The sequence below is a fragment of the Shewanella sp. 38A_GOM-205m genome, from assembly GCF_000518445.1.
Taxonomy (GTDB): domain Bacteria; phylum Pseudomonadota; class Gammaproteobacteria; order Enterobacterales; family Shewanellaceae; genus Shewanella; species Shewanella algae.
This window is the reverse complement of record NZ_KI912437.1, coordinates 134,649-156,652: the sequence shown is the minus strand read 5'-3', so window position 1 is coordinate 156,652 and position 22,004 is coordinate 134,649. Positions and strand designations below refer to the sequence as shown.

The 22,004-nt window shown below is 55.0% G+C and carries 23 protein-coding genes; 9 read left to right on the top strand and 14 right to left on the bottom strand.

Translation table 11 applies throughout. From position 1 onward, the window contains the following. The 5 genes from N512_RS0119740 to hemC all read right to left on the bottom strand — a co-directional run. The coding region (locus N512_RS0119740) for a retention module-containing protein (RefSeq protein WP_028781412.1) at positions 1-2,744 on the bottom strand (2,744 nt) is incomplete at its 3' end. Between the two features lie 275 nt (positions 2,745-3,019). Beyond that, a complete protein-coding gene (locus tag N512_RS0119735; protein WP_028781411.1) occupies positions 3,020-4,189 on the bottom strand; it encodes a heme biosynthesis HemY N-terminal domain-containing protein in 1,170 nt (389 codons plus the stop codon). Continuing rightward, complete coding sequence (locus N512_RS23490; protein WP_051472889.1) at positions 4,186-5,295, bottom strand: uroporphyrinogen-III C-methyltransferase; 1,110 nt, start codon at positions 5,293-5,295, stop codon at positions 4,186-4,188. The genes N512_RS0119735 and N512_RS23490 overlap by 4 nt, the downstream gene beginning before the upstream one ends. Positions 5,296-5,346: 51 nt before the next feature. Beyond that, a complete protein-coding gene (locus N512_RS0119725) occupies positions 5,347-6,075 on the bottom strand; it encodes a uroporphyrinogen-III synthase (protein ID WP_028781410.1) in 729 nt (242 codons plus the stop codon). Between the two features lie 12 nt (positions 6,076-6,087). Then, the gene (gene hemC, locus N512_RS0119720) at positions 6,088-7,017 is read right to left on the bottom strand and encodes a hydroxymethylbilane synthase (protein WP_028781409.1); all 930 of its coding nucleotides are present in this window, start codon (positions 7,015-7,017) and stop codon (positions 6,088-6,090) included. A 202-nt stretch (positions 7,018-7,219) separates the two neighbouring features. Between hemC and N512_RS0119715 the strand changes: the two genes are divergently transcribed. Beyond that, complete coding sequence (locus N512_RS0119715; protein WP_028781408.1) at positions 7,220-9,643, top strand: class I adenylate cyclase; 2,424 nt, start codon at positions 7,220-7,222, stop codon at positions 9,641-9,643. Positions 9,644-9,657: 14 nt separating this feature from the next. Here N512_RS0119715 and cyaY read toward each other — a convergent pair whose 3' ends face one another. Next, positions 9,658-9,987: an iron donor protein CyaY gene (gene cyaY, locus N512_RS0119710; protein WP_025011356.1), complete on the bottom strand. Its 330-nt coding sequence runs from the start codon at positions 9,985-9,987 to the stop codon at positions 9,658-9,660. A gap of 80 nt (positions 9,988-10,067) precedes the next feature. Between cyaY and lptM the strand changes: the two genes are divergently transcribed. The 8 genes from lptM to N512_RS0119670 all read left to right on the top strand — a co-directional run bounded on the left by lptM (position 10,068) and on the right by N512_RS0119670 (position 15,838). Beyond that, a complete protein-coding gene (lptM, locus tag N512_RS24570; RefSeq protein ID WP_162887842.1) occupies positions 10,068-10,217 on the top strand; it encodes an LPS translocon maturation chaperone LptM in 150 nt (49 codons plus the stop codon). Continuing rightward, a complete protein-coding gene (gene lysA, locus N512_RS0119700; RefSeq protein ID WP_028781407.1) occupies positions 10,218-11,462 on the top strand; it encodes a diaminopimelate decarboxylase in 1,245 nt (414 codons plus the stop codon). It begins immediately after the preceding gene. 49 nt (positions 11,463-11,511) lie between these two features. Further along, positions 11,512-12,339, top strand: coding sequence for a diaminopimelate epimerase (dapF, locus tag N512_RS0119695; RefSeq protein WP_025889830.1), 828 nt, complete (start codon positions 11,512-11,514; stop codon positions 12,337-12,339). Beyond that, complete coding sequence (locus N512_RS0119690) at positions 12,336-12,971, top strand: DUF484 family protein (protein ID WP_025011355.1); 636 nt, start codon at positions 12,336-12,338, stop codon at positions 12,969-12,971. Before dapF ends, N512_RS0119690 begins: the two co-directional genes overlap by 4 nt. Next, a complete protein-coding gene (gene xerC / locus N512_RS0119685; protein WP_028781406.1) occupies positions 12,971-13,867 on the top strand; it encodes a tyrosine recombinase XerC in 897 nt (298 codons plus the stop codon). The genes N512_RS0119690 and xerC overlap by 1 nt, the downstream gene beginning before the upstream one ends. Beyond that, on the top strand, positions 13,867-14,583 hold the full coding sequence (locus tag N512_RS0119680) for an HAD-IA family hydrolase (RefSeq protein ID WP_028781405.1): 717 nt from the start codon (positions 13,867-13,869) through the stop codon (positions 14,581-14,583). Before xerC ends, N512_RS0119680 begins: the two co-directional genes overlap by 1 nt. Before the next feature lie 79 nt (positions 14,584-14,662). Beyond that, a complete protein-coding gene (locus N512_RS0119675) occupies positions 14,663-15,133 on the top strand; it encodes an Sbal_3080 family lipoprotein (protein ID WP_025889827.1) in 471 nt (156 codons plus the stop codon). 120 nt (positions 15,134-15,253) lie between these two features. Then, positions 15,254-15,838, top strand: a complete 585-nt coding sequence (locus tag N512_RS0119670) for a HupE/UreJ family protein (RefSeq protein WP_028781404.1) — start codon at positions 15,254-15,256, stop codon at positions 15,836-15,838. Here the strand turns inward: N512_RS0119670 and N512_RS0119665 are convergent. The 8 genes from N512_RS0119665 to N512_RS0119630 form a co-directional block, all read right to left on the bottom strand. Beyond that, positions 15,808-16,323 carry an AlbA family DNA-binding domain-containing protein gene (locus N512_RS0119665; RefSeq protein ID WP_028781403.1) on the bottom strand — a complete coding sequence of 172 codons (516 nt, stop codon included), beginning with the start codon at positions 16,321-16,323 and terminating at the stop codon, positions 15,808-15,810. The genes N512_RS0119670 and N512_RS0119665 overlap by 31 nt on opposite strands. A gap of 64 nt (positions 16,324-16,387) precedes the next feature. Continuing rightward, positions 16,388-17,089 carry an iron-sulfur cluster repair di-iron protein gene (ric, locus tag N512_RS0119660; RefSeq protein ID WP_028781402.1) on the bottom strand — a complete coding sequence of 234 codons (702 nt, stop codon included), beginning with the start codon at positions 17,087-17,089 and terminating at the stop codon, positions 16,388-16,390. Between the two features lie 127 nt (positions 17,090-17,216). Further along, positions 17,217-18,413: a hypothetical protein gene (locus N512_RS0119655; RefSeq protein ID WP_028781401.1), complete on the bottom strand. Its 1,197-nt coding sequence runs from the start codon at positions 18,411-18,413 to the stop codon at positions 17,217-17,219. Then, positions 18,397-19,056 carry an energy transducer TonB gene (locus N512_RS23875; RefSeq protein ID WP_025889824.1) on the bottom strand — a complete coding sequence of 220 codons (660 nt, stop codon included), beginning with the start codon at positions 19,054-19,056 and terminating at the stop codon, positions 18,397-18,399. Before N512_RS23875 ends, N512_RS0119655 begins: the two co-directional genes overlap by 17 nt. Beyond that, positions 19,025-19,432, bottom strand: a complete 408-nt coding sequence (locus tag N512_RS0119645) for an ExbD/TolR family protein (RefSeq protein WP_025011347.1) — start codon at positions 19,430-19,432, stop codon at positions 19,025-19,027. The genes N512_RS23875 and N512_RS0119645 overlap by 32 nt, the downstream gene beginning before the upstream one ends. Before the next feature lie 3 nt (positions 19,433-19,435). Continuing rightward, complete coding sequence (locus N512_RS0119640) at positions 19,436-19,930, bottom strand: MotA/TolQ/ExbB proton channel family protein (RefSeq protein ID WP_051472888.1); 495 nt, start codon at positions 19,928-19,930, stop codon at positions 19,436-19,438. Next, positions 19,927-21,255 (bottom strand): MotA/TolQ/ExbB proton channel family protein, encoded by a 1,329-nt coding sequence (locus N512_RS0119635; RefSeq protein ID WP_028781399.1) that lies wholly within the window; start codon positions 21,253-21,255, stop codon positions 19,927-19,929. The genes N512_RS0119640 and N512_RS0119635 overlap by 4 nt, the downstream gene beginning before the upstream one ends. Further along, positions 21,252-21,992 (bottom strand): DUF3450 domain-containing protein, encoded by a 741-nt coding sequence (locus tag N512_RS0119630; protein WP_081737216.1) that lies wholly within the window; start codon positions 21,990-21,992, stop codon positions 21,252-21,254. The genes N512_RS0119635 and N512_RS0119630 overlap by 4 nt, the downstream gene beginning before the upstream one ends. Positions 21,993-22,004: the final 12 nt, after the last annotated feature.

Sequence of the window (22,004 nt, the reverse complement as noted above, 5' to 3'; positions counted from 1 at the left end):
ACGACATCGACATCCTCGGTGACCGCGCCGCTCATATCGATTGTCAGCACCGGCGCATCATTGGTGCCGGTGATGGTTAGAGTGACGGGTTGTGAATCACTGGCGCCAAAGGCATCGGTGACTGTTAGTGTGAAGCTCAAGGTGATGGTTTCGCCGACGGCGAGGAACTGCACCAGGCTGTTGGCGATGTCATAGCTCCAACCGGAGTTGTCGGCGCTAAAGCCGGCCGCCAGCGCATCCTGGGTGGCTTGAGCCAGAGCGCCGCCGCTCCAGCTCGCATCGCCATTGTAGCTGCTGCTGACAACATGGCTGTCACCAATATCCACATCGGTGAAGCTCAAATCGCCGCTGTCGCTGAGCATACCATTGATGACATCAAGATCTTCAATGACGGCGCCACTTGCGTCAGCGCTGAGAATAGGTGCGTCATTGGTGCCTATGATGGTAATAGTGACCAGTTGCTCGGCGCTGGCGCCATACTCATCTGTCACTGTGACAGTGAAGGTTTCAGTGCGAATCTCGCCTTCCAGTAAACCATCAACGGCGGCGTTATCGAGCTGATAATTCCAGGCGCCGGTGGCGGCATCAACACTGAAGCTGCCAAGTGGGCTGTCGGCACTACCGGACCAAGTCAGATCTGCACCGTTGTCCACATCGCTGGCGCTGAGTTGGCCACTGACACCCGGAGTTCCGGGATCGACGCTGCTATCGTCAAATTGACCGGCTTCACGCACAGTGCCGTCGGCATCGCCCTCGCCAGGAGGGTTAATTACGGGGCCATCGTTGGTGCCGGTGATGGTCAGAGTGACGGGTTGTGAATCACTGGCGCCAAAGGCGTCGGTGACCGTCAGCGTGAAGCTCAAGGTGATGGTTTCACCGACAGCGAGAAACTGCACCAAGCTGTTGGCGATATCATAGCTCCAGCCGGAGTTGTCGGCACTGAAGCCAGCAGCCAGGACATCCTGGGTGGCTTGATCCAGGGCGCCGCCGCTCCAGCTGACATCGCCATTGTAGCTGCTGCTGACAACATGGCTGTCACCAATATCCACATCGGTGAAGCTTAAGCTGCCGCTGTCACTGAGCATACCATTGATGACATCAAGATCTTCTGTAATACTGCCGCTGCTATCGGCGCTGAGAATGGGGGCGTCATTGGTACCTATGATGGTAATAGTGACCAGTTGCTCGGCACTGGCGCCAAACTCATCCGTTACAGTAACAGAGAATGTTTCGGTGCGAATTTCGCCTTCTAGCAGGCCGTCGGCTGCAGCGTTATCGAGCTGATAATTCCAGGCGCCGGTGGCGGCATCTATGCTGAAGCTGCCAAGTGGGCTGTCGGCACTGCCGGACCAAATAAGCACGGCACCATTATCCACATCGCTGGCGCTGAGTTGGCCACTGACACCCGGGGTACCTGGGTCTATGCTGCCGTCATCGAACTGGCCGGCTTCTCGCACAGCACCATCGGCCTCACCCGGCTGGGGTGTGCTGATCACAGGCACATCGTTGGTGCCAGTGATAGTGATAGTCAAGGTCTGGACGCTGGTATCACCATCGGCATCGGTCAGCAGATAGGAGAAGACTTCCGTCAGGGATTCTCCCTGAGCGAGCGCCTGAACCGCTTGTGCTGCAGAGTTAATTTGATAGCTGTAACTGCCATCGGCATTGAGGGTCAGCAGGCCGTAGCTGCCTGAAACCTGGCTTTGATTGGATACGGCATTATCAAGGTTGCCGTCACTGCCAGCGGCTGTTACCTGTGCGGTATCACCACCCTGAACATCGTTGTCGAGCAGATTGCCACTAATGGCCAGTAGTGAGTCTTCATCTACACTGTTTACGTCATCCTGGCCGCTTGGAGCGTCATCCAGTACCGAGATGGTAAGGGTATTACCGACACTGTTTCCTTCTAGATCGGTCAATATCAGGTTGAAAGCCTGGGAGAAGTCATCACTTGAACTGTGGTCAACCGCGGAATTGAGGGTAAAGCTGTAGCTGATATTGCCGTTTATCAGGTCAACGGCGTTGATGGTGAGCACGCCGTATTCGGTATTGATACTGACAGGGCCATTAAAAACTCCGCCTGAGACAATGGCAACCCCATCCAGGGTCAAGCTTGCCACGCCGGCCGCGGCACTAAAGCTCAAGTTACCGGTTTGGGTCAAGGCGGCGGGTGATGGAGTGGTCCCTGTTGGCAGGTTGGCATCTGAGAGTGTGGCTGCGCTGCTAGTGAGCGAGGGGCCAGTCAGGGGAAGGTCCTCAAGCAGTATTTCTTCTTGAGTGGTAATGGCGGTTTGGTCAAAGCCACTGGTGTCGTAGCCTGCGCTGGCCAATAACTCTGACCCGTCCCTATCTACGGCAACATAGCCGAAATCACCTTGGTTACCGGCTGTTCCGGCCCCGGCTGCGGTAGCAGGCAGATTTGCCGTAGGGTCGTCACCAGCAAGTATCTGAGCCTGCAGTGCGGCTATCTCGGCATCGACTCCACTGTTGGCGAATTGGGCGACATCTGCGGCCGCGGTATCCGGCTGAGGTTGAGCGCTGGGCTGCGCATTTTGCTCTGTCAGCCTTGTACCATCGGCATATTCGATAGTGAAGGTATCGTTTGCGGTGAAGATGATCTCTTCACCATTACGGATGAGATCCCCGATACTCAAATCGCGGATATTGCCATTTTCGTCCTTGGCCTTGAGTTGCCCAACCAAATTGGTGACAACCGCGTCTTGCTTACTGATTGCGACGCCCATAACTCATACTCCTTTGCACGCAAATACTGACGGCAAGGTCACTCTGTGCCCACGAGCGTCAGCTAAAGGTATTAATTATTAAGTCTGAGGTTGAAACTAAGGCTGTCAAATATGTGACATCGATCGCGGTTGAAAGGTTGTTAAGAGACAATTTGTCCGCTTTGGAGAATCTATCTCGCATTCATGCGGTTACGGTATGCGTGCAGATAATTTTGTGATGGCTAATAAAAAAGCCACTAAATAAGTGGCTTTTTTATTACGAAAAGGTCTAGCGATTAGTCGCTCTTGGCGGCTTGCTTGTAGCTATTGAAAGCCCCTTGATGATCGGCCAACTGCTCTTGAAGTCTGGCCAAGGCCAGCCAGTATTCTTTACGTGGCAGTAAGTGACACAAGCGTTCCCATGCGGCTCGGGCCAGACTGAATTCACGGCAGAGTTCATGAATTTGGGCCATGCAGTGTTGGTAATCGGCATGGTTCTCTAGCTTGGGTTCCAAGTTCTTCAGCAGTTTCAGGGTTTCACTGTCCTGGGCTTCAAAAACCTTCGGCAAAACTTCAAGTACAGAGGCGCAAGGTTCCTTCTTTAGCGCCTTGTTCAGTAGTTTCAGGGCTTCGTCACGGCGGTTGAAGCTGGCAAGCCCCAAGGCATATTGTGCCATATTGGCTTGTTGGCTGCGTTCCTGGCGGCTAAGCCAGTGCCAACACTTTTCCAGTTCCTGCTCGCTGCGAAGGGCTGCCTGGGCCAGCAAAGCATTATTTACCCTCTGGTTCAGGAGCTCGTATTCCTCATTATCCAGGATCTGCTTTTTGCGCAGCGCCGGCAGTAACAGTTTCAGAGCCTGCCAGTCAAGCTGGCTCTGGTAAAGCTCCAGTGCCAGTTGCAGTACCGGAGCCTTGCTCTTGCTGCTGGGTTGCAGTTTGTCCAACTGCTCGCGGGCCTTTTCCAGCTCGCCTTGCTGCATGTAGTAGCGCACTCTGGTGGTGGTTACCGCCTGGGTCGCCAGTGGCAACTGGGCGGCCTTATTCAAGTAGTCGTCCCGCTCTTCATTCTTGAACTGTCTTTGGGCCGCTCTGGCGGCAGCCAGATAATTGAGAGCCGGCAGTTCACCGGCTTCGGCGCCTTTTTGCATCGCTTTTTCGGCCGCTGGCCAATCCTCTTCTGCCAACGCCAGTGCGCCGGTGAGCGTGTACTTGCGGGCGGCATTGCGGCGCCAGCGCCGCGGCAGGTAACGACTGCTTAATACCAGATTCAGCACAGTGACCAGTAGCCATTCCAGCAACTGCAGTAGAGCAAAGAAGATGATGAGTGCCATAACGGCAAACAGCAGATTGGTTTCCAGCTGCCAGTCCATAAAGGCGATATAGACATAGCCCGTTTTGCCGGCAAAAAGCGGACTCAGACAGGCACCAGCCAGAATAATCACCAGATAGATGAGTACTCTTATCATAGTTCAGCCCCCGGCATGAGTTCGCCATAGGTGACCAACTGTTTGAGTTGGGCGCTGGATTCAAATTTTGTCAGATTGATGGGATCCAGTTGCAGACTGGACAAAGCATTGATTGCAGTCAGCACTTCTTCAGTGCGTGGATCGTCGAGATCGAAATATTGCTGGATCCACTTGCGGGCCATGGCCAATGACTGGCGGTAGTTGAGCTCGTCATATTGATAGAGGGCCAGTTGTGACTGCAGCAGCTTATTGCGGATATTCTCGAATAAATACCATTCCTGCTGGGGAGACAGCAGCGGAGTGATATCTGAGCTTATCTTGCGGATAGTGAAGAAATCTTCCTTCAGTGCGCTCCAGGTCTTGGACAGGTTGCTCTGCCAATCACCTATGGAGTCAGACATCTTGTTTTCTGCTTCCTGCTCCATTTGCTGGCTGCCGACACGATTGAGTGGCAACTTGTCCAACTTGGTAATAATGCCATCGAGGGTAAACACTGTACCTGCGATATCGGCATTCTTGATGGCGCTGACCGCCGCCATATCGTTGGCGAGGGCGCGACGCAGAGGCATGAGAGATGGCTCCTGCATGGCAGCAATTCGCTCATCGGCAGCCTGTAACAGGCCGGTTGCCGTTTGCGGATCTTTCTCCAGCCACAGTTTACGTCCCGCCATCCGCACCAGATATTCGGCTTCTGCCGCCATCCAATGGTTGGGGTTACGCTGTGCCAGAGTGGCGATGCGGGTTTGCATCTGCTGCTGGGCATCGCTCAGTTGTTCTATGGCACCTTGCTGCTGTTGATTTTGCTGCCGGTCACTTCTCAGTTGCTGCTCCAGTGCCTGCAATCTGGCCTCTGGAGCTTGTTTGACTTGTTCTAGAGTGGTTGCCAGTTGCGCATTGGCGGCTTGCTGTTGCTGTAGTTGCCAAAAGAGATAAGCACCTATGGCGCAGGCCAGCAGTGCCAGCAACAGGCTCAATAGCAGCGTCAGTCTCAGGGGCCATGAGCTGCGCTTGGCGGTCGCCGCTGGGTTTTCTTGCTCTGTGGTACCCAAGGGTTGGGTAGGCAGTGCGGGGGTATCGCTCCCGACTTCTGGCTTACTGTTATCCATTAATGCAGTCCTTTAACGCGACAATAGGGCTGGAAATCGGGAGGGGGGAAACTAGAGCCTCAATGCCTTGAGTACGGCTTTACTGTTGGCTGCCGTGGCATCGGTCACTTGAGTTAATCCGGCGACCACGGCCTTATCTACCACCCGAATACTGGGAACTATAATATGACATGCTTGCAGCCAAGCAAAATACTCTTTTGGCAGCAGTCGGATAAGGTTCATCAGGCTCTCGGCGCTGCTGAGTACTATGGTATCTATTCCAAAGTCTTGCCATTCCTTGACCAGTTGTACTGCATCATAGGCAGGACAAGTGCGGCGGTAGACTTCCCAGAATTGAACCGACGCCCCATATTGCTGGAGTGTTTGTCCCAGTACTTCCCGGCCACCGTTGCCGCGAATAATGACCACTTTCTTGTGTTTTACCGCTTCGGGTTGCAAACCCGGCAGGGTTAACAGGCCTTCGGTCTGTTGATTGTCGTCCGGCGCTTTATGGCCCCGGATGTCATACTGTGCGAAGGCCTCGAAAGTGGCTTCGCCGACGGCAAAATATTGAATATGTGACGGCCAGGGAGCATTGAGAGCCTGAGTACCGAAATGCACCGCATTGGTGCTGACAAACACAATGATGTCGGCATCAAGGACCTCGGCAGGAGAGATACCTTTATCCTCCGTGGCCTCAACAGCCAAGAGAGGGGTCACCATAAAAGGTATGCCCCTTTCTGTCAGCGCCTGTTCCATGGCGTGATTGCGCCCCTCGGGGCGCGTCAACAACACTCTCATGGTGCCGCCTTGTTATTTGCCGTAAACGGCATCCAATATGGTTTTGGCGCCTTTGCTCAGCAGTTCTTCTGCAAGGGCGTTGCCCAGGGCTATGGCCTCGTCTTGGTGACCGCTGACTTGACCTGTGATCACCTCGGAGCCATCCGGATTACCTACCAAGCCTCTGAGGCTCAGTTGTTCGCCCTGGATTTCGGCATAGGCACCAATGGGGACCTGGCACCCCCCTTCCAAACGTGTATTCATGGCCCGTTCTGCCAGTACGCGATAGCGGGTTTCTTTATGCTCAAGCGGTGCCAACAAGGCTTTTACCCGCTCATCGTCGGTGCGACATTCGATGCCCACAGCACCCTGGCCGTTGGCCGGCAGTGATTCTTCGGCGCTGATAAAGCTGGCGATACGCTCTGATAATTTCAAGCGAATAAGCCCGGCAGCAGCCAGAATGATGGCATCATATTCACCGGCATCCAGTTTACCCAGACGGGTTCCCACGTTGCCGCGCAGATCTTTGATGATAAGGTCCGGGCGACGGGCTCTGAGCTGACACTGACGACGCAGGCTTGAAGTACCCACAACCGCGCCTTGAGGCAGTTCATCTATACTCTTGTAGCTGTTGGAAACGAAGGCATCACGGGGATCTTCACGTTCGCAGATCACTTCCAGCCCCAGCCCTTCGGGAAACTCAACCGGCACATCTTTCATGGAATGCACGGCGATATCCGCCTGGTCTTCCAGCATGGCGACTTCCAGCTCTTTAACGAACAGCCCCTTGCCGCCCACTTTGGCCAGAGGAGTATCCAGGATGACATCACCCTTGGTGCTCATTGGCAGCAGTTCTACTGTCAGCCCGGGGTGAATGCGTTCCAGCTCGGCTTTGACAAATTCTGCCTGCCACATGGCGAGAGGGCTTTTACGTGTTGCTATGCGAATGCGATTTTCTGACATGCCAATCTTTTCCGTGAGAGTACGTTAAATGCGCCAATGCTAACATTGCCCATTGGAGAATGGCACCGAACGCTGCTCAATCTTTGAAGTGGGCACGTTAAATTTTCGCCAAATAGTGTGATCTTGATCTCATTACTTGCCTGCTACCTTAAAAGTGTTAGCATGATCATCTAACTGGTTCAGGGATAGTGAAATTCGGATGATCGAGCGTCAGCGACAATACGCCGAATACGCCGAGCGCCTCAATCGAGTGCGTTTGGCCCGTGCTCAGGCGCTGTTTTCCCCACTGCAAAGGCATCTGTTTAACCTGATCCCTCTGTTGTTGCATCAGCATCACAACCGCTTGCCCGGATACAACGGCCCCATGACGCCCTGCGGTATCAAGGGGTTCCAACACTCAGTCGAGCTCAAAGAATCGCTCGCTACTCTCAAGTTGCCACTGCTCGAAGACTCACTGCATGCCAGCCCTGTACTGGAAGGGGTTTACGTAATGGGCAGCACCGCCAGTTTTGGCCAGAACCCCAAGAGTGATGTAGATGTCTGGTTGGTCTATGACGCCGGGCTAACCCAGGAAGAAGTGGAACTGCTGCGGGAGAAGAGCCTAAAACTCACCCGCTGGTTTGCCGGCTTTCAATTCGAGGTGAACTTTTATCTGGTACACCCGCGGCAGTTTTGCCGTGATGAAACTTGCTATCAGGACGCCGAATGGGAGCTATTGGGGCATGAACACAGCGGCAGTGCCCAGCATTGGTTGCTGCTGGAAGAGTTCTATCGCAGCCATATCCGCCTGGCTGGCAAGACTGTCGCCTGGTGGCCCAATGCCCAGTCCTGTAATGACTTTCTGTTCCTTGGGGATGTGCACCAACTGCCGGCCAATGAGTATTTTGGTGCCTCTTTATGGCAGCTCTATAAAGGTCTGGACAAGCCGCACAAGGCCCTGCTCAAGGTGCTGCTGCTGGAAGCCTATGCCAGTAATTATCCACAAACCAATCTGGTCAGCGAATGGGTGTGGTTGAGAACTTTGGCCGGTGACTTTTCCAACGCCAACGATGCCTATCTGCTCCTGTATCAATATATCGAATCTTATCTGCTTAAAGTGGGAGACGAGCGTCGGCTGGAGATAGTGCGCCGCTGCTTTTACCTCAAATGTGGTATCAGGCTCAGTGATGTCGAGCAGTGTCACGATTGGCGCTACCACAAGCTCAAGCAGTTGGTTGAACAGTGGGAATGGCCCCAGAGCCTGCTGACCACCCTGGATGATTGTGAACACTGGCACAGTGGCCAACTGCAGTGGTTCAACGCCCAGCTCAACGAGTTGATGCTGGCCAGCTACCAGACCCTGTTGCATTTCGCTTCGACCCACAGGCTGAGCGAGTACTTTAAAGTGGAAGATTTGGGGCTACTGACCCGTAAGCTGCACACCTATTTCAGTGAGGACAAGCAGCAGATACTGCGGCTCAACCGGCTTTGGAGTCAGTCGCTGGCAGAGCCGAATCTGACTATAGTCCGCAGCGAGCAGGATGGTCGTTGTCATCTCTATCGTCTGTCACCTGAGCCGCGGCAGTTTATGGGCGAAGTGGCCATCTATCAGGCCGATAATGCCGCCTCCTTGATGATTTGGGCTTGTCTCAATGGGGTGGCCACTGTCAATAGCCGCTGGTTTGAATACGGCGCGGGTCGTCTGCGGTGCCGGCGTCTTAACCAGGTGGCTGAACGGCTACTGCCTTACACCGAAGACAAGAAGTGGCGGGTGTCGAAATTGGATCTGTGCCAGCCTTGGCATTATCGCAAATTGGTGTGGATCCTCAATCTGGAGCAGGATCCCAGCGAGCATTGGCAGGGCCAGACCTTGATGCTGGAACTCATGGGCAGCAACCTACTGGCGACAGGAAAACCGGCAACCAGTTTACTGGGGTCGGTGCAACTGATGAGCCTCAACTCCTGGGGGGAATGGCATTGTCACAGCTTTGTCGGTGAGCAGGCTCTGCTGGAGGCCATCGCCTTTGCCACTCCAGGCATGAGAAGGGCGCCACAACAGGTGGCCTTCGATGTCGTCAGTGCTTCGCAAAAGCTGCAGTCCCAGCTGGAACAAACTGTAGTGGATATTCTCAAGCAGGTGCACCGACTGATAAAAGATGCCTGTCCGTCAAAGACCCTGGTGCAGCCACTGCAACTGGGTGAAAAGAAATATGGCCTGTTTTTCGATGCCAAGGGCATGAGTTACCGGGATCTCAGCGATGTGAAGTCCCTCTATCGTCAGTTGGCCAGGGGCGAGTTACAGAGTTTGCCAAGGCCTGAGCTTGCCAATGACCCTTGGGTCAAGGTGCCTGAGGTTATCCAAAATTATGCGGTGAAAGGGGTGATACAGTATTTTCTGCGCAGCCGGGAAGACGAGTTGGACGTGTTTGTATTGGATGAAGGAAATGGCTTGAGCCACTATGTGCACAGCAATCCGGATGTCAGTGAATTGGTGAATACTGTTACCCAGCATTACGCCTTTGGCGAAGTCCTGAGTCTTAAAAATCACTTCAACTTTCCGCAGTTTTTCCGCCTGGTGCGCCAGAGCGGTAATCTGGATGTGGTGCCTTTCGGGGTCACGGCAAGGGCGGCGCAGACAGAGTTCTGACCGCCCCTAAATCATCAGAACGACAGTTCTATTCCGCCCTGACGGCTGATGGACTCTCTGACGAAGGGCATAAATTCGCCGCCGTTGCGCTCATCTATCCATTTACCGTCGACATAGCCAAAGTGATAACCACCGAAACGGGTTGCTACCCAGATCTGGTGCAGCGGCTCCTGCTTGTTGATCACGATTTTGGAGCTGTCGGCGAACTCGAGTTGCAGCACGTTGCCTGAAGCGTCGATATCAACATCGGCATCCTGCTCATCGATTGCATTCTCAATTGCGGTTTCTATCCGGTCGAACATTTCATCGGCGAGCTGATGATATTCGGTATCTGTCATTGCCATGGAATATCTGTCCTTTGCTTTCATCAAGATGAATGCGATTATAAGGCTAATGTAATCCTGCTGCCCAGATGTTGAGTAAAATGAGACTGTTTTTATCCCTGATGCTTGCTAGCCTGTTGCTGCTTGGTTGTGGTCAAAAAGGTGCGCTATACAAGAGCCCGGATCTGCCGGACAACCAATCCCAGGCGGAACAAACCGAGCAACCCCAGCAATCGACAGAGGAAAACTAATTGGATCATTTTCAGTATCAAGCTCAGGCTCTGTATGCCGAGGACTGTGCCGTGGCCGATTTGGCGGCTCAATATGGTACGCCTTTGTATGTCTATTCGCGGGCGACACTGGAGCGCCATTGGCATGCCTTTGACAGAGCCGTGGCCACTCATCCGCACCTTATCTGCTATGCGGTCAAGGCCAACTCCAATCTGGCGGTGCTCAATGTGTTGGCACGCCTTGGTAGTGGCTTTGATATTGTCTCAGGCGGAGAACTGACCCGGGTAATCACCGCAGGTGGCGATCCGGCCAAGGTGGTGTTTTCCGGTGTTGGCAAGACAGCGGCGGAAATGAAACTGGCTTTGGAGCTGGGCATATATTGCTTCAATGTCGAGTCCCGCGCCGAGCTTGAACTGCTCAACGAAGTGGCAGGCTCTTTGGGTAAACAGGCGCCGGTTTCCTTGCGGATCAACCCGGATGTGGATGCCGGTACTCACCCCTATATCTCTACCGGCCTGAAAGAAAACAAGTTCGGTATCGCCATGGATGAAGCCGAGGAAGCCTTCCTGCAGGTGCAATCCTTGCCGCACTTGACCATCAAGGGCGCCGACTGCCATATCGGCTCACAGCTTACTGAACTCAGGCCGTTTCTCGATGCCATGGACAGAATGCTGGCATTGATCGATAGGCTGGCAGAAAAAGGCATAGTGATTGAGCATCTGGACGTGGGCGGTGGCCTGGGGGTCACCTATGATGAAGAAACCCCGCCACAACCGGACAAGTATGCCGCCGCATTGCTCGAGCGTCTGGGTGAACGACCACTGAAGCTAATTTTCGAACCGGGCAGGGCGATTGCCGCCAATGCCGGGATCTTTGTCACCCAGGTATTGTTCCAGAAAGAGAATGCCGGCAAGCATTTTGCGATAGTGGACGGTGCCATGAATGACCTTATCCGCCCGTCACTCTACAGCGCCTGGCAGCAGATTATCCCGGTGCAGCCAAGAGAGGGTGAAAGCCGGGAATACGACATAGTCGGCCCAGTGTGTGAAACCGGGGATTTTCTGGGTAAATCGCGCGCCTTGGTGCTGCAAGCCAACGACCTGCTGGCGGTGCGCTCCAGCGGTGCTTATGGCTTTGTGATGTCCTCCAACTACAACACCCGTCCGCGAGCGGCTGAAGTCATGGTCGATGGCAGTGAACATTATCTGGTGCGTGAACGGGAAAAGCTGGAACAACTGTGGCAAGGTGAGCACTTGCTGCCGTAAACTAGTGTGAGTACTTTCCCGCTGTAGGCGTTGGAACCTAGGAGTAATCTTGATCCACTTCACTAAGATGCATGGTCTGGGCAACGACTTTATGGTCGTCGATGGCGTGACTCAGAATGTGTACTTTTCGCCGGAGCAGATCCGGCGCCTGGCCGACCGCAACTTCGGTATCGGTTTCGATCAACTGCTGCTGGTCGAGCCGCCCTATGATCCGGATCTGGACTTTCATTATCGTATCTTCAATGCCGATGGCAGCGAGGTCGAACAGTGTGGCAACGGCGCCCGCTGCTTTGCCCGCTTTGTTCGCAACAAGGGCCTGACCCAGAAATACAAGATCAAGGTCAGCACCTCATCCGGCAAGATGACCCTGCGCCTGGAGCGCGATGGCAATGTCACCGTCAATATGGGCGTACCTATCTTGGATCCGGCGCGGATCCCCTTCAAGGCCAAAAAGGCCGAAAAGACCTACCTTTTGCCAACCGAAGGGCAAACCTTCCTCTGCGGTGCAGTCTCCATGGGTAACCCCCACTGCGTGCTGGAAGTCGAGGATGTGGCTGCCACAGATGTCGATGTTATCGGCGCGCAACTGACCAATCACGAACGCTTCCCCAAAGGGGTCAATGTCGGCTTTATGCAGGTGCTCAACAAGGGCCATATCAAGCTCAGGGTTTATGAGCGCGGCGCCGCCGAAACCCTGGCCTGTGGCAGTGGTGCCTGTGCGGCTGCAGTGGTGGGCCAATTGCAGGGCAAGCTGGGCAACACTGTGCAGGTCGACCTGCCCGGCGGCACCCTGACAATCAAATGGGACGGTGAGGGCAAGCCGCTGTGGATGACAGGCCCGGCCGAACAGGTATACGACGGACAGATACAGATATGACAGACGCCAAAGCTAAGCTCAATCCACCTTTTGATGAGCAGATCATCCGTGAATATCTGTTGGATAATCCGGAGTTTTTCTGCCGTCACCCCGAGCTGCTGTTGGCTATGCGTCTGCCCCACGGCGAGCGTGGCACTGTTTCTCTGGTAGAGCGGCGGCAGGAGCTGCTGCGCAGCCGGGTACAGCAGCTGGAAGAGGAGATCACCGCGCTGCTTGGCATGGCCAGCCGCAATGAGAAAATTTTCCGCTTCAATACCCAGCTTTCATTGAAGTTACTCGATTGCGAAGATATGGGCGAGCTGAGGCAGGTGCTGTGCGCCGAGCTTAAAGAGGCCTTTAACTTCAGCCATGTCCGCCTGATTACCGTGCATGATATCGACTCAGAGCTCTCGGCCATCTGGCGTAAGCGACTGCAGCACGGCTATTACTTTGGTCGCTTGACCAAGGAGGAGTCCAAGCGTTTGTTCGGCTCCGAAGTCGGCTCAGTGTCACTGGCACGGCTGTCGGAACAAAATGGCCAGGTGATCTTTGCTATCGCCAGTGCCGATGTGACCCACTTCCATCCGGAGATGGACAATATGCTGCTGGATCAGTTGCGGCAGCTGTTGGACCATCTGCTGCCCAAGCTCTGATGGCCGTTAAACAGGATTCTCCCTGGCTTAGCCGCTTCGAGCGCCATCTCAGTGCCGAGCGGCAGCTGTCTCCTTACACAGCCCGCAACTATCTGCGCGAACTGCAACGGGTTGCCGGGCTGCTGCCGCAGGATATTGATTGGGACCAGGTAACCGATCCCCAGTTGAGTGCTGTGTTGGCCAAGTTACATCGTCAGGGGCTCAGCCCCCGCTCTTTGTCTCTGTGCCTGTCGGCGGTCAAGCAGTTCTACGAATTTCTGCTGCTTGAAGAGTTGGTCAAGATTAATCCCGCCCGGCAACTGAGCGCCCCGAAACAGAATAAGCCGCTGCCCAAGAATCTCGACGCCGACAGCATCAGTCATCTGCTGGATATTGAGGTGACAGATCCCCTCAGTGCCCGTGACAAGGCGATGATGGAGCTGTGTTACTCCTCAGGGCTGCGTCTGGCCGAGTTGGCCTCGCTGGATGTGCCGCAACTGGATTTCGCCCAGCAGCAAATCAAGGTGATGGGTAAAGGTGGCAAGGAACGGCTGCTGCCTGTGGGCTCGGTCGCCATTGCCGCACTGCAACAATGGCTGGATTACCGCCGGGATATTTCCTGTGAAGATCAGGCGCTGTTCGTGACCGCCAAGGGCAAGCGCTTGGCGCATCGCAGTATTCAGGCGCGCATGGCGCGATGGGGGCAGGAGCAGGTGTTATCCGCCAGGGTGCATCCCCACAAGCTCAGGCATTCCTTCGCGACCCATATGCTGGAATCCAGCGGCGACTTGCGGGCAGTGCAGGAGCTGCTGGGACACGCCAATCTGGCGACCACCCAAATATATACCAGTCTGGACTTTCAGCATCTGGCCAAGGTGTATGACGGCGCTCACCCCAGAGCCAAAAAGGACAAGTGATGCAGGTGTTTCTTCGCCCCGGCGCTATCGAAGCCATCAGTTTTGATCTTGACGATACCCTCTATGATAACCGGCCAATTATCGCCGCCGCCGAAGGCGCATTGCTCGAGTGGCTGGGCAAAGAGTACCCCCGGAGCGGCAATTGGCAGGCTGCAGACTGGCGGGCATTGAAGCGCCAGCTCTTGTTGCAGCAAGCCGAGCTGACCCATGACACCAGTGCCGCGCGATTGGCGCTATTGCAAACTGGGCTGGAGATGCTGGGATATGATAAGCACAAGGCAAAGCTGGGCGCGAAAGCGGGTCTGGCCTTGTTCCTTGAGCGGCGCAGTGACTTTAAGGTGTCAAAGGAAGTGCTCGCCTTACTTTCGCAATTGGCTGAGCGTTTTCGCCTGGTCGGGATCACCAATGGCAATGTGGATGCCGGCAGAATTGGCCTGGGAGAGATGTTTGAGTTTGTGCTGCATCCGGGCAATGGTGTCAGACGTAAACCCTGGGGAGATATGTTCCAGTTGGCCGCCGAGCGCCTGGCCTTACCCTCTGAGGCGCTGCTGCATGTCGGCGACCACCCGCTGACAGATGTCGAAGGTGCCCGTAAGGCCGGCTGTCAGGCTGCCTGGCTCAATCCGGCGTTTGCCGGTGATAACTGCAGAGCAGCCAACACCCTGCTGCCTCACATTCGGCTCCATTCTCTGAGTGAATTGGCACTTCTATTGTGATTTTGTTGCGTTTTTGTGTTTTCTGAGTAGATTGGCTGCGCCCGGCCGGGCTGTAACCATCTCTATGGATAAGAAGAAAATGACAAAACGACTCGCCATACTACTGCTTACATCTTTTTTGGGGCTCAGTGCTTGCTCCATCAAACAACAGGTCGATCCCGTGGCACTGCATCAAGATGCAGGCCTCTGTATTCTGGAAAACCCACAGGTCAGGGAAGGTTTCTTGCAGGAAGTGGAGAAGGTGCTGCGTGAAAAACAGATACGCTATCGACTGGTTCAAGAGTTAAACGCCGCCGATCAATGTGATTGGACTGCAACCTACAGTGCGAATTGGGCATGGGACTTGGCGCTTTATATGGTATACGCCGAGATTAAGGTGTATCACCAGGGTAGACTCGATGGTCAGGCTATCTATGATGCTCGGATGGGTGGAGCCAATATGAACAAGTTCATTGATGCCGAACCTAAGATCCGTGAACTGATCAATCAATTGATCCAACAGAAACAGGCGCGTGTTTCCTGGGCACAGCCACTGACTCTGGCTCCCTGAAACAATTTCTCACCATTAAAGCGTGCATCAAAGCGCGCTTTTTTAGTTTCTTATCATTTTTTTAACATCGACTTGGTGCTAGTGTATAGCTCCTTGCCGTTGTGCTCTGAGGTTTAACCTATGCCATCCCGAATAATCATGCTGTTGTTGTTGCTGTTGAGCCTGCCGGTTTCAGCACACGAGCTGCATGCGGATGGTGGTTTCTGGGATGGTTTCAATCACCCTGTATTGGGGTTCGATCATCTGTTGGCCATGCTCAGTGTCGGTATTCTCAGTACCCAGTTGGGGCGCAGTGCCATCTGGTCTGTACCTTTGGCATTTCTGTTTTTCATGACCCTGGGCGCGGTTGCCGGTATGTCACTCATGCCTATCCCTTTTGTTGAATCGGGTATTGCCCTGTCGGTATTGCTGCTGGGGCTTGCCATTGCGCTCAACCGTGAGATGCCCATCTCTTTTGCCATGGCCTTTGTCGGCGTCTTTGCCTTGTTTCACGGTCATGCTCACGGCGTTGAAATGCCTGAGTTGGCCAGGCCAAGCATTTATGCCATGGGCTTTTTGTTGGGAACGGCGGCCATTCATGTTGCCGGGGTGATCATCGGCAGTTTGATAAACCCGGATGGCAAGCGCAAACGTGTGGTGCAACTCATGGGCTCGGCTATCGCCCTGGTGGGAAGCTATTTGACTCTGGAACTCTGGCTGGCTTGAACACTGTGTCTCTGTTTGCGTCTTAGCATGCGTTTCACCTGCGCCGGACTGGCGCGCATATCGGCATCTCCGACCCTGATATAGGTGCCACCAATCGCTTCTGTCCCCAGATAGACGGGCTGCTGACTGTAGTCGGCTTGGGGAACCCGAAAGCGGATCAACTGCTTACCGGCCAGTTCTATCAGCTGAATGTCGGCCGGGCCAAGAATATTGGCGCTGATCTTTTGTGAATTGTTGAGTATCTTCCAGGCTTCATCGATAAGGGGCCTGGGTTCGGCTATTCCTTCGATAAAAAACTCGCCCTTTTCCTCCCTGACACCAAGAATGATCTCGCCGCCATTGGTATTGGCAAAGGCGCTGTAGCTTTCCCACAGCGCCAGCGGTAGCGCACCCTTGCCATGGCGTCCGGCGGCGAGCTTGAACTCCACCGCGGCGGACTCACGCAGATTTTCAATATCGTCCAGAATGAAACCTGTAGCCGGCATGACTGACTCCTTGTTTACTGCTGTTACTGCAGTTGTAGCAAGTCAGCCGGGATTTGAACAGCCCTCAGTTCACCAGTGCCAGGGCCTTGGGAAACAAGAGGTTATTTTCCAGGTGGATGTGGCGGTGCAGATCGGCTTCGAACTCGGCCAGGGTGGCATAACATACCCGCCAGGTAGTGCAGGCATGCTCTGGGGCCTGGTAGTGATTGGTCAACTGCTGCAGCTTGGCCAGAATTTGCCCCGCCTCATCATGTTCATATTCCATTGCCCGGATAGGATTGCCTATATGGCCGAAACAGGCGTTGAATTCTTGCCCCTGACTCAGGGCACGAATGGCCGGAAACAGTATCTGTTCCTCTTTTTGCAGGTGGGGCAAGAGGTCGTCAATCAGGGCGCGGATCCAACCGGCCAAGGGTTTAATCTCTTCATAATGCTCACCGTGGGCTCGCACCATCTTCTGGGCATATTCCAGCAGCAGCGGTGCGGTATCGCGTATGTACTTGTGGTGAGTCGCTTCGATATGCTCGATAAGCTCACCAAGTGGCAATTTGGCCAAGGCATCGTCCGGCGTGCCCTCTGCGGCCAGTTGGCTCAAGGCGTGCAACACCTCGGTGGGCTCGGCGCCGGCTCGCTCGCAGGCCGATGCCAGTGAACGGCCACCGCCACAGCAAAAGTCGATGCCAAAACGGCTGAAAACATGGGCGTTACGGAAGTCTTCGGCGACCAGTTCGCCGACTCTGCGTTCGAGGGAGATTTGCGCTGACATAGGATGCTCTCTGTATTATCAATTTACATTCATAATAAATGCATCTTTAATTTTGGCCAAGCTTAGGCCAATAAAACTTGACTGTTTTGCTTGGTTAATCACATTTTGCAGCAAACCTGATAGAGCCTCAGGGGTCGTCCGTGAGGTAGTTTATCTGATTCAGCCACTGAGCCGCCGTCGTCTGGTACTCTCCCTGGTTGATCGCTTTAAGCAAGGTTTTGGCTTGTTGTAACTGCCCGGCTTCGTAGTGGCTCAGGGCCAGCAACAGCTGCCAGTAGCGGTTATCTGCATCTTGCTGCCGTAGCTGTGACAACAGTTGTTGTGCCAGCGGCCATTGCCCCAGGCTGTAAGCCAATTGTGCCCGCAGCGGCAAGGATTTCTGTCCTTGGGTTTGGCTTGATTTCTGCAGCAGGCTCAGCGCCTTGTCTCTTTGACGCGACAACAAATAGGCCTGAGATAGCAGCGGCTTATAGCTGGAGTGTTGTGCCAGTGCCTCGCTGTGTTGCTCCAGCAGATCTGCCGCTCGGCCGGGGGCCTGATGCAGCATCAATAACTGTGCCAGCAGTGGAATACTGCGAGTGGGCAACTGCCCGGCCTTGTAGGCCGAGCTGAGGACATTGAGCGATTCCTGCTCTTGCCCCTGTTGCTGCAGGTTATGGCCCAGGCGTTCCCAATAGAGGGGGCGATCCGGATAGGCGGCGATCATCTGCCTCAACAGTTGCTCTTCTTCCGGCAAACGCTGCTGCCTTTGATACAGGGACTGCAGAAAGTGTTGCCGGGTTTCGGTGACTTCCCAATCCAGTGCCAGACGCATCTGCTCAGTGGCCTTTGGCAGCTGCTGCAACTGAAATTCGGCGTAGGAGGCCAGCGAGTGCATGGTGGCAAATTCAGTGGCGCCGGGTTTAAGTTCTTGTTCCTGTTGTTGCTCTTGGAGCTTGGCCGCCAGTTGCAGCCACTGCTTACTGTATTCCAGGCTTTGGCGGTATTCGCTTTGCTGATAGTTCAACTGGGCACCCAGCTTATAGAGATCCCGTTGCTGCAATGCCGTGACGGGTAAAGCCAGCAACAGCCGGGTTTGCTGCGCGGCGCACTGATAGTTCTTGAGACTGATGCAGGCCTGCAGATGCAGGTAGGCCGCCATCTGCTGCTCACTGTCGCTGCCTTCGGCATACTGACGCTGAAAGCTTTCAATCGCCTTGAGCGCCGCAGCAGGATCCCGCTGCAATTGAAACTGCAGTTGCTGATAACGTTGCAGTGCATTGCTCGCCAGCAGCGGCGCGCTGAACAGAATGCAGCAAAACAACAGGCTATTTTTCAAGTTCATATCTGATCACTATCCGTTGCCATTGGGTCTGCTTGGGCGCCGCGAAGCGCCACCTGAGCACGGCTCTGGAAGCCGAGCGGTAAAACACGCCGCTGGGGGTTTCATCCACCAACTTGATATCTTCCACTCTGCCCTCCGGGTTGATCGCCAAATCCAGGGTCACCTGTCCTTCAATGCCCCGCTGTTTGGCCTGCAGCGGGTATTCGGGCGGCATTTGAAATACCACCTGCGCCATGGCGATACTGGCCTGCATGGTACTGCCGGGGGCGCTGCCGCTTTGGCTGAAATTCAGCGTAGGTGGCTGGATTTGCTGAATATCATCCGGCGTCGGCCATAGGGGATCCGGTACAGGAATACCTGTGTTGGCATCCAGCGCGCTGAGATCCAGTGTCATGGGCGGAGGTGGTGGCGAGGATGTCAGCGGCGCCGAGCTGAGGCGCACCTCAGGCAAGGGCTCTTGCGGTTTGCTATCCTGCCGCTCGGGAAAGTAGACTCCGCCCAATGTGACCCGTTTAACTGGTGCTGTGCTTTGGCTCAGAGTCAGGGCATAGATCAGGCTGGCCAACGCCAAATTGATCAGTATGGCACTGGTGAAAATCAGTCCTGTTTGGCTAGCTGGGGTCTTGGGTTGCGACGGCCACATTATTGACTCCTGCGATGCGTACTTTGTCGACCACTTCGATGAGCTTGCCGCTGGTGACATGCTTATCCACTTCGATAATGGCCGAACTCTGTTCTGAACTTGCCAGCGTGTGTTTCAGCCTGGCGGGCAGTTCAACCGCCTTGACGGCTTGCTGCTCCAGCCAGATCACATTGTGTTTGTCTATGCTAATTAAGATGGCGCGCTTATCCTGATTGTCTTGCACCTGAGCTGTGGGGCGTTCCAGCTCCAGCGACTGGGTCTTCTGAAATGACGCCGATAAAATAAAGAAGATCAATAGAATAAATACCACGTCAATCAAGGGAGTGAGATCGACATTGGCTTCTGTGCCCTGATCATCTGTATGTTTGAATTGCATCTTTTACTCCGAAAATGTCCGGCGCAGCTCCGCCAGCAACCGCTGATTGCTCTGCTTGAGCTGATAGGCCAGATAGAGCCCGGACAAGGAGGTCACCAAACCGGCCAATGTGGTCAGCAGTGCCGAGCTGATCCCGGATGACAGCTGTTTTTGGACATCGAGTTGCCCAAGCTCGGCAAAACTGCTGATCATCCCATCGACAGTGCCCAAGAGCCCCAGCAGCGGCAGTATCTTTATCAGTGAATCTATCCAGTCGAGTCCGCCGCTTAAATTCAGGGCGGCGCGGCTGAGAAAGGCTTGTTGCAGCTGCGCCTTTTGCCAGAGGTCATAGCGCGCTAGCTTGGGATTCAAGTGGCGGGCTTCATCCCGCCAGCGGGGGCTCAGGCGGCGAATACGGCTAAAGCCCTTAAGCAGCAGATACCACATCAGGCAAGAGAGCAGCAGTATCAGCCAAACAATGACGCCGGCCTGCAGCACAAAGTCATAGAAAGTGCTCATTGCCCTGGGTTACCTGTGTCACCAAAGCGCTGCAATACCACCAGGGCGGCCGCTTCCTGCTCAAGCATCTGGGTCAGTTGCCGACTCTGGCTCTTGACTGCGCAGTGCAGCAACAGCAGCGGAATGGCTGTCATCAGTCCCAGCTGGGTGGTCAGCAGTGCCTCGGCAATGCCACCCGAGAGCAGCTCTGTGTTGTTGCTGCCGAAACGGGTGATCACATCGAAAGTTTCAATCATGCCGCCAACCGTGCCCAGAAGCCCCAGCAGCGGTGGAATACCCGCCAATACCGCCAGGGTGCCTGTGCCACGGGTCAGGCGGGGGACTTCGCTGAGTACGGCGGCGTTGAGCCGCGCTTCGAGTTGCTCCTCGGGGCAATCGGTTGCCGCCAACATCACCCGGCCGAGGGCATTGTCACTCTTGACTTGCTGGCTGGCCTGCTGTTGGGTCAGCCGCCGTTTTTCGCGGCGCAGTATCCACAGGCGGTTCAGGGCTATGCCTGAGGCTATCAGGGCTATCAGGCCGATAAAGACGCCGACTATCCCTGCCGGTTTGAGCTTGTCGAACCAGCCGTTAGCGTTTGCCGCCTGTTGCAGCAACTTGCCAAACGAGGGGTCGAGCCAGACACTCCCCTGGGTGGGCGATAGCTTTGGCTGCTCAGCCAGCAGTTGCCAGCTTTGCTGCGCCGGCAAGTAGCGTACCCAGCCTTTATCGCTGAGGGCATTAAAAGGCCCATATTCGGTGACATTCAATAGCACTGGGGTGCCATCGGCATTGAGGCCTTCGCTGCTTTGCACTATGGGTTTGGCTGCCAATACGCTTTGTTCTGTCAATGCGGTCCAAAGCGCCTGCAGTCGCTGCAGGCCAAGTTGGTCAGTGGGTATCTCTGCAAGGCCGCTGCTGTCGTGGCGCCAGAGGCTGTGGGGTGCCACTGTGGTGAGCAGCAACTGCTCATGTTCCTTGATGGCGCGAAACACCCCGTCGAGACTGGCTTTTTCGGCGTTGAGTTGGGCCTGTTTGTCCTTGAGGCTTTGCTGCAGTGCCAGCAGTTGGTCTTCAAGTTCCAGGTTATTTGCCTGAGTCCGGGTGAGTTGCTGCTGCAGTTTCTTATGGTTGCTGCGCACCTGCTCCAGGCTCTGACGGCTCTGGTTCTCTTGCCGCTCGGCGGCTGCTTGTTCCTGGCGACTGCCACTGCGAACCTGTTCCAACACCTGTTGCAGACTCTCGGCCTGGCAGGGGAGGGACAATGAGAGTGACAACAGCGATAGCGCCCACAGTAATGCGGGACGCATCATGCTCTGGCGAGTGAGGGAAGACAAAAAGCTCATAATGCCTCCGCTATCAGAGGCAGTTGCAGCAGTGCCGGTATGCCTTCTCCGGAGGCGACTCGGATGGCCGCGGCGACATTGCCAAGCTGCTCAGGCGCCAGCGCCTGCCAATTATCTCCCTGCCAGCGGCCACCGGCCTTGCCATCCAGGGTGAGGAAAAAATACCCCAGGCGCCCGGCGCGCAGAAAATTCACCAGCCGACCGTCGCCGAGTTTGCCCTGCCAGCTCTCCACACTGTAGCCATAGCTGAGCTCCACCTGGTAGGCATCCAACAGCCGGGTCAGCTTCTCGCCCTGGTTCAGCTCGGCGCTTTGCAGCAGGAGTTGCAAATTATCGAGACGCTGCTGCCGTTCCTGTTGCTGAAATGGCAGATCGGCCCGCACCAGTTGCGTGAGCGACAGCAGCATTTCGTCCATCATCGGGGCCAGCTGCATCCGGGTCTGGCGCAGCTGCCGACGCTGCTCGCCAAGCTCCTCCAGAGCAGATTGCAGCTGCCCTATCTGCTGTTGCAACTGCTTTTGGTAATGGCTGGCCAGTTGGATTTCATGCTTGAGTTGGCGGCTTTCCTGGATCAGGGATTGCTGCTCATCATCGAGTTTTTCTATGGCTTGCTGGGCTTGTTGGCTGGCCTTTAATCCCTGACGGTCGGCCCTGTGGATCTCGTTGAGGTCACTCGGCGTGGCCGCCACCTGTAATACCCAGGCGGCCAAGACAGATACTGCTGTTTTAGTAAACATCTGAATGAAAAT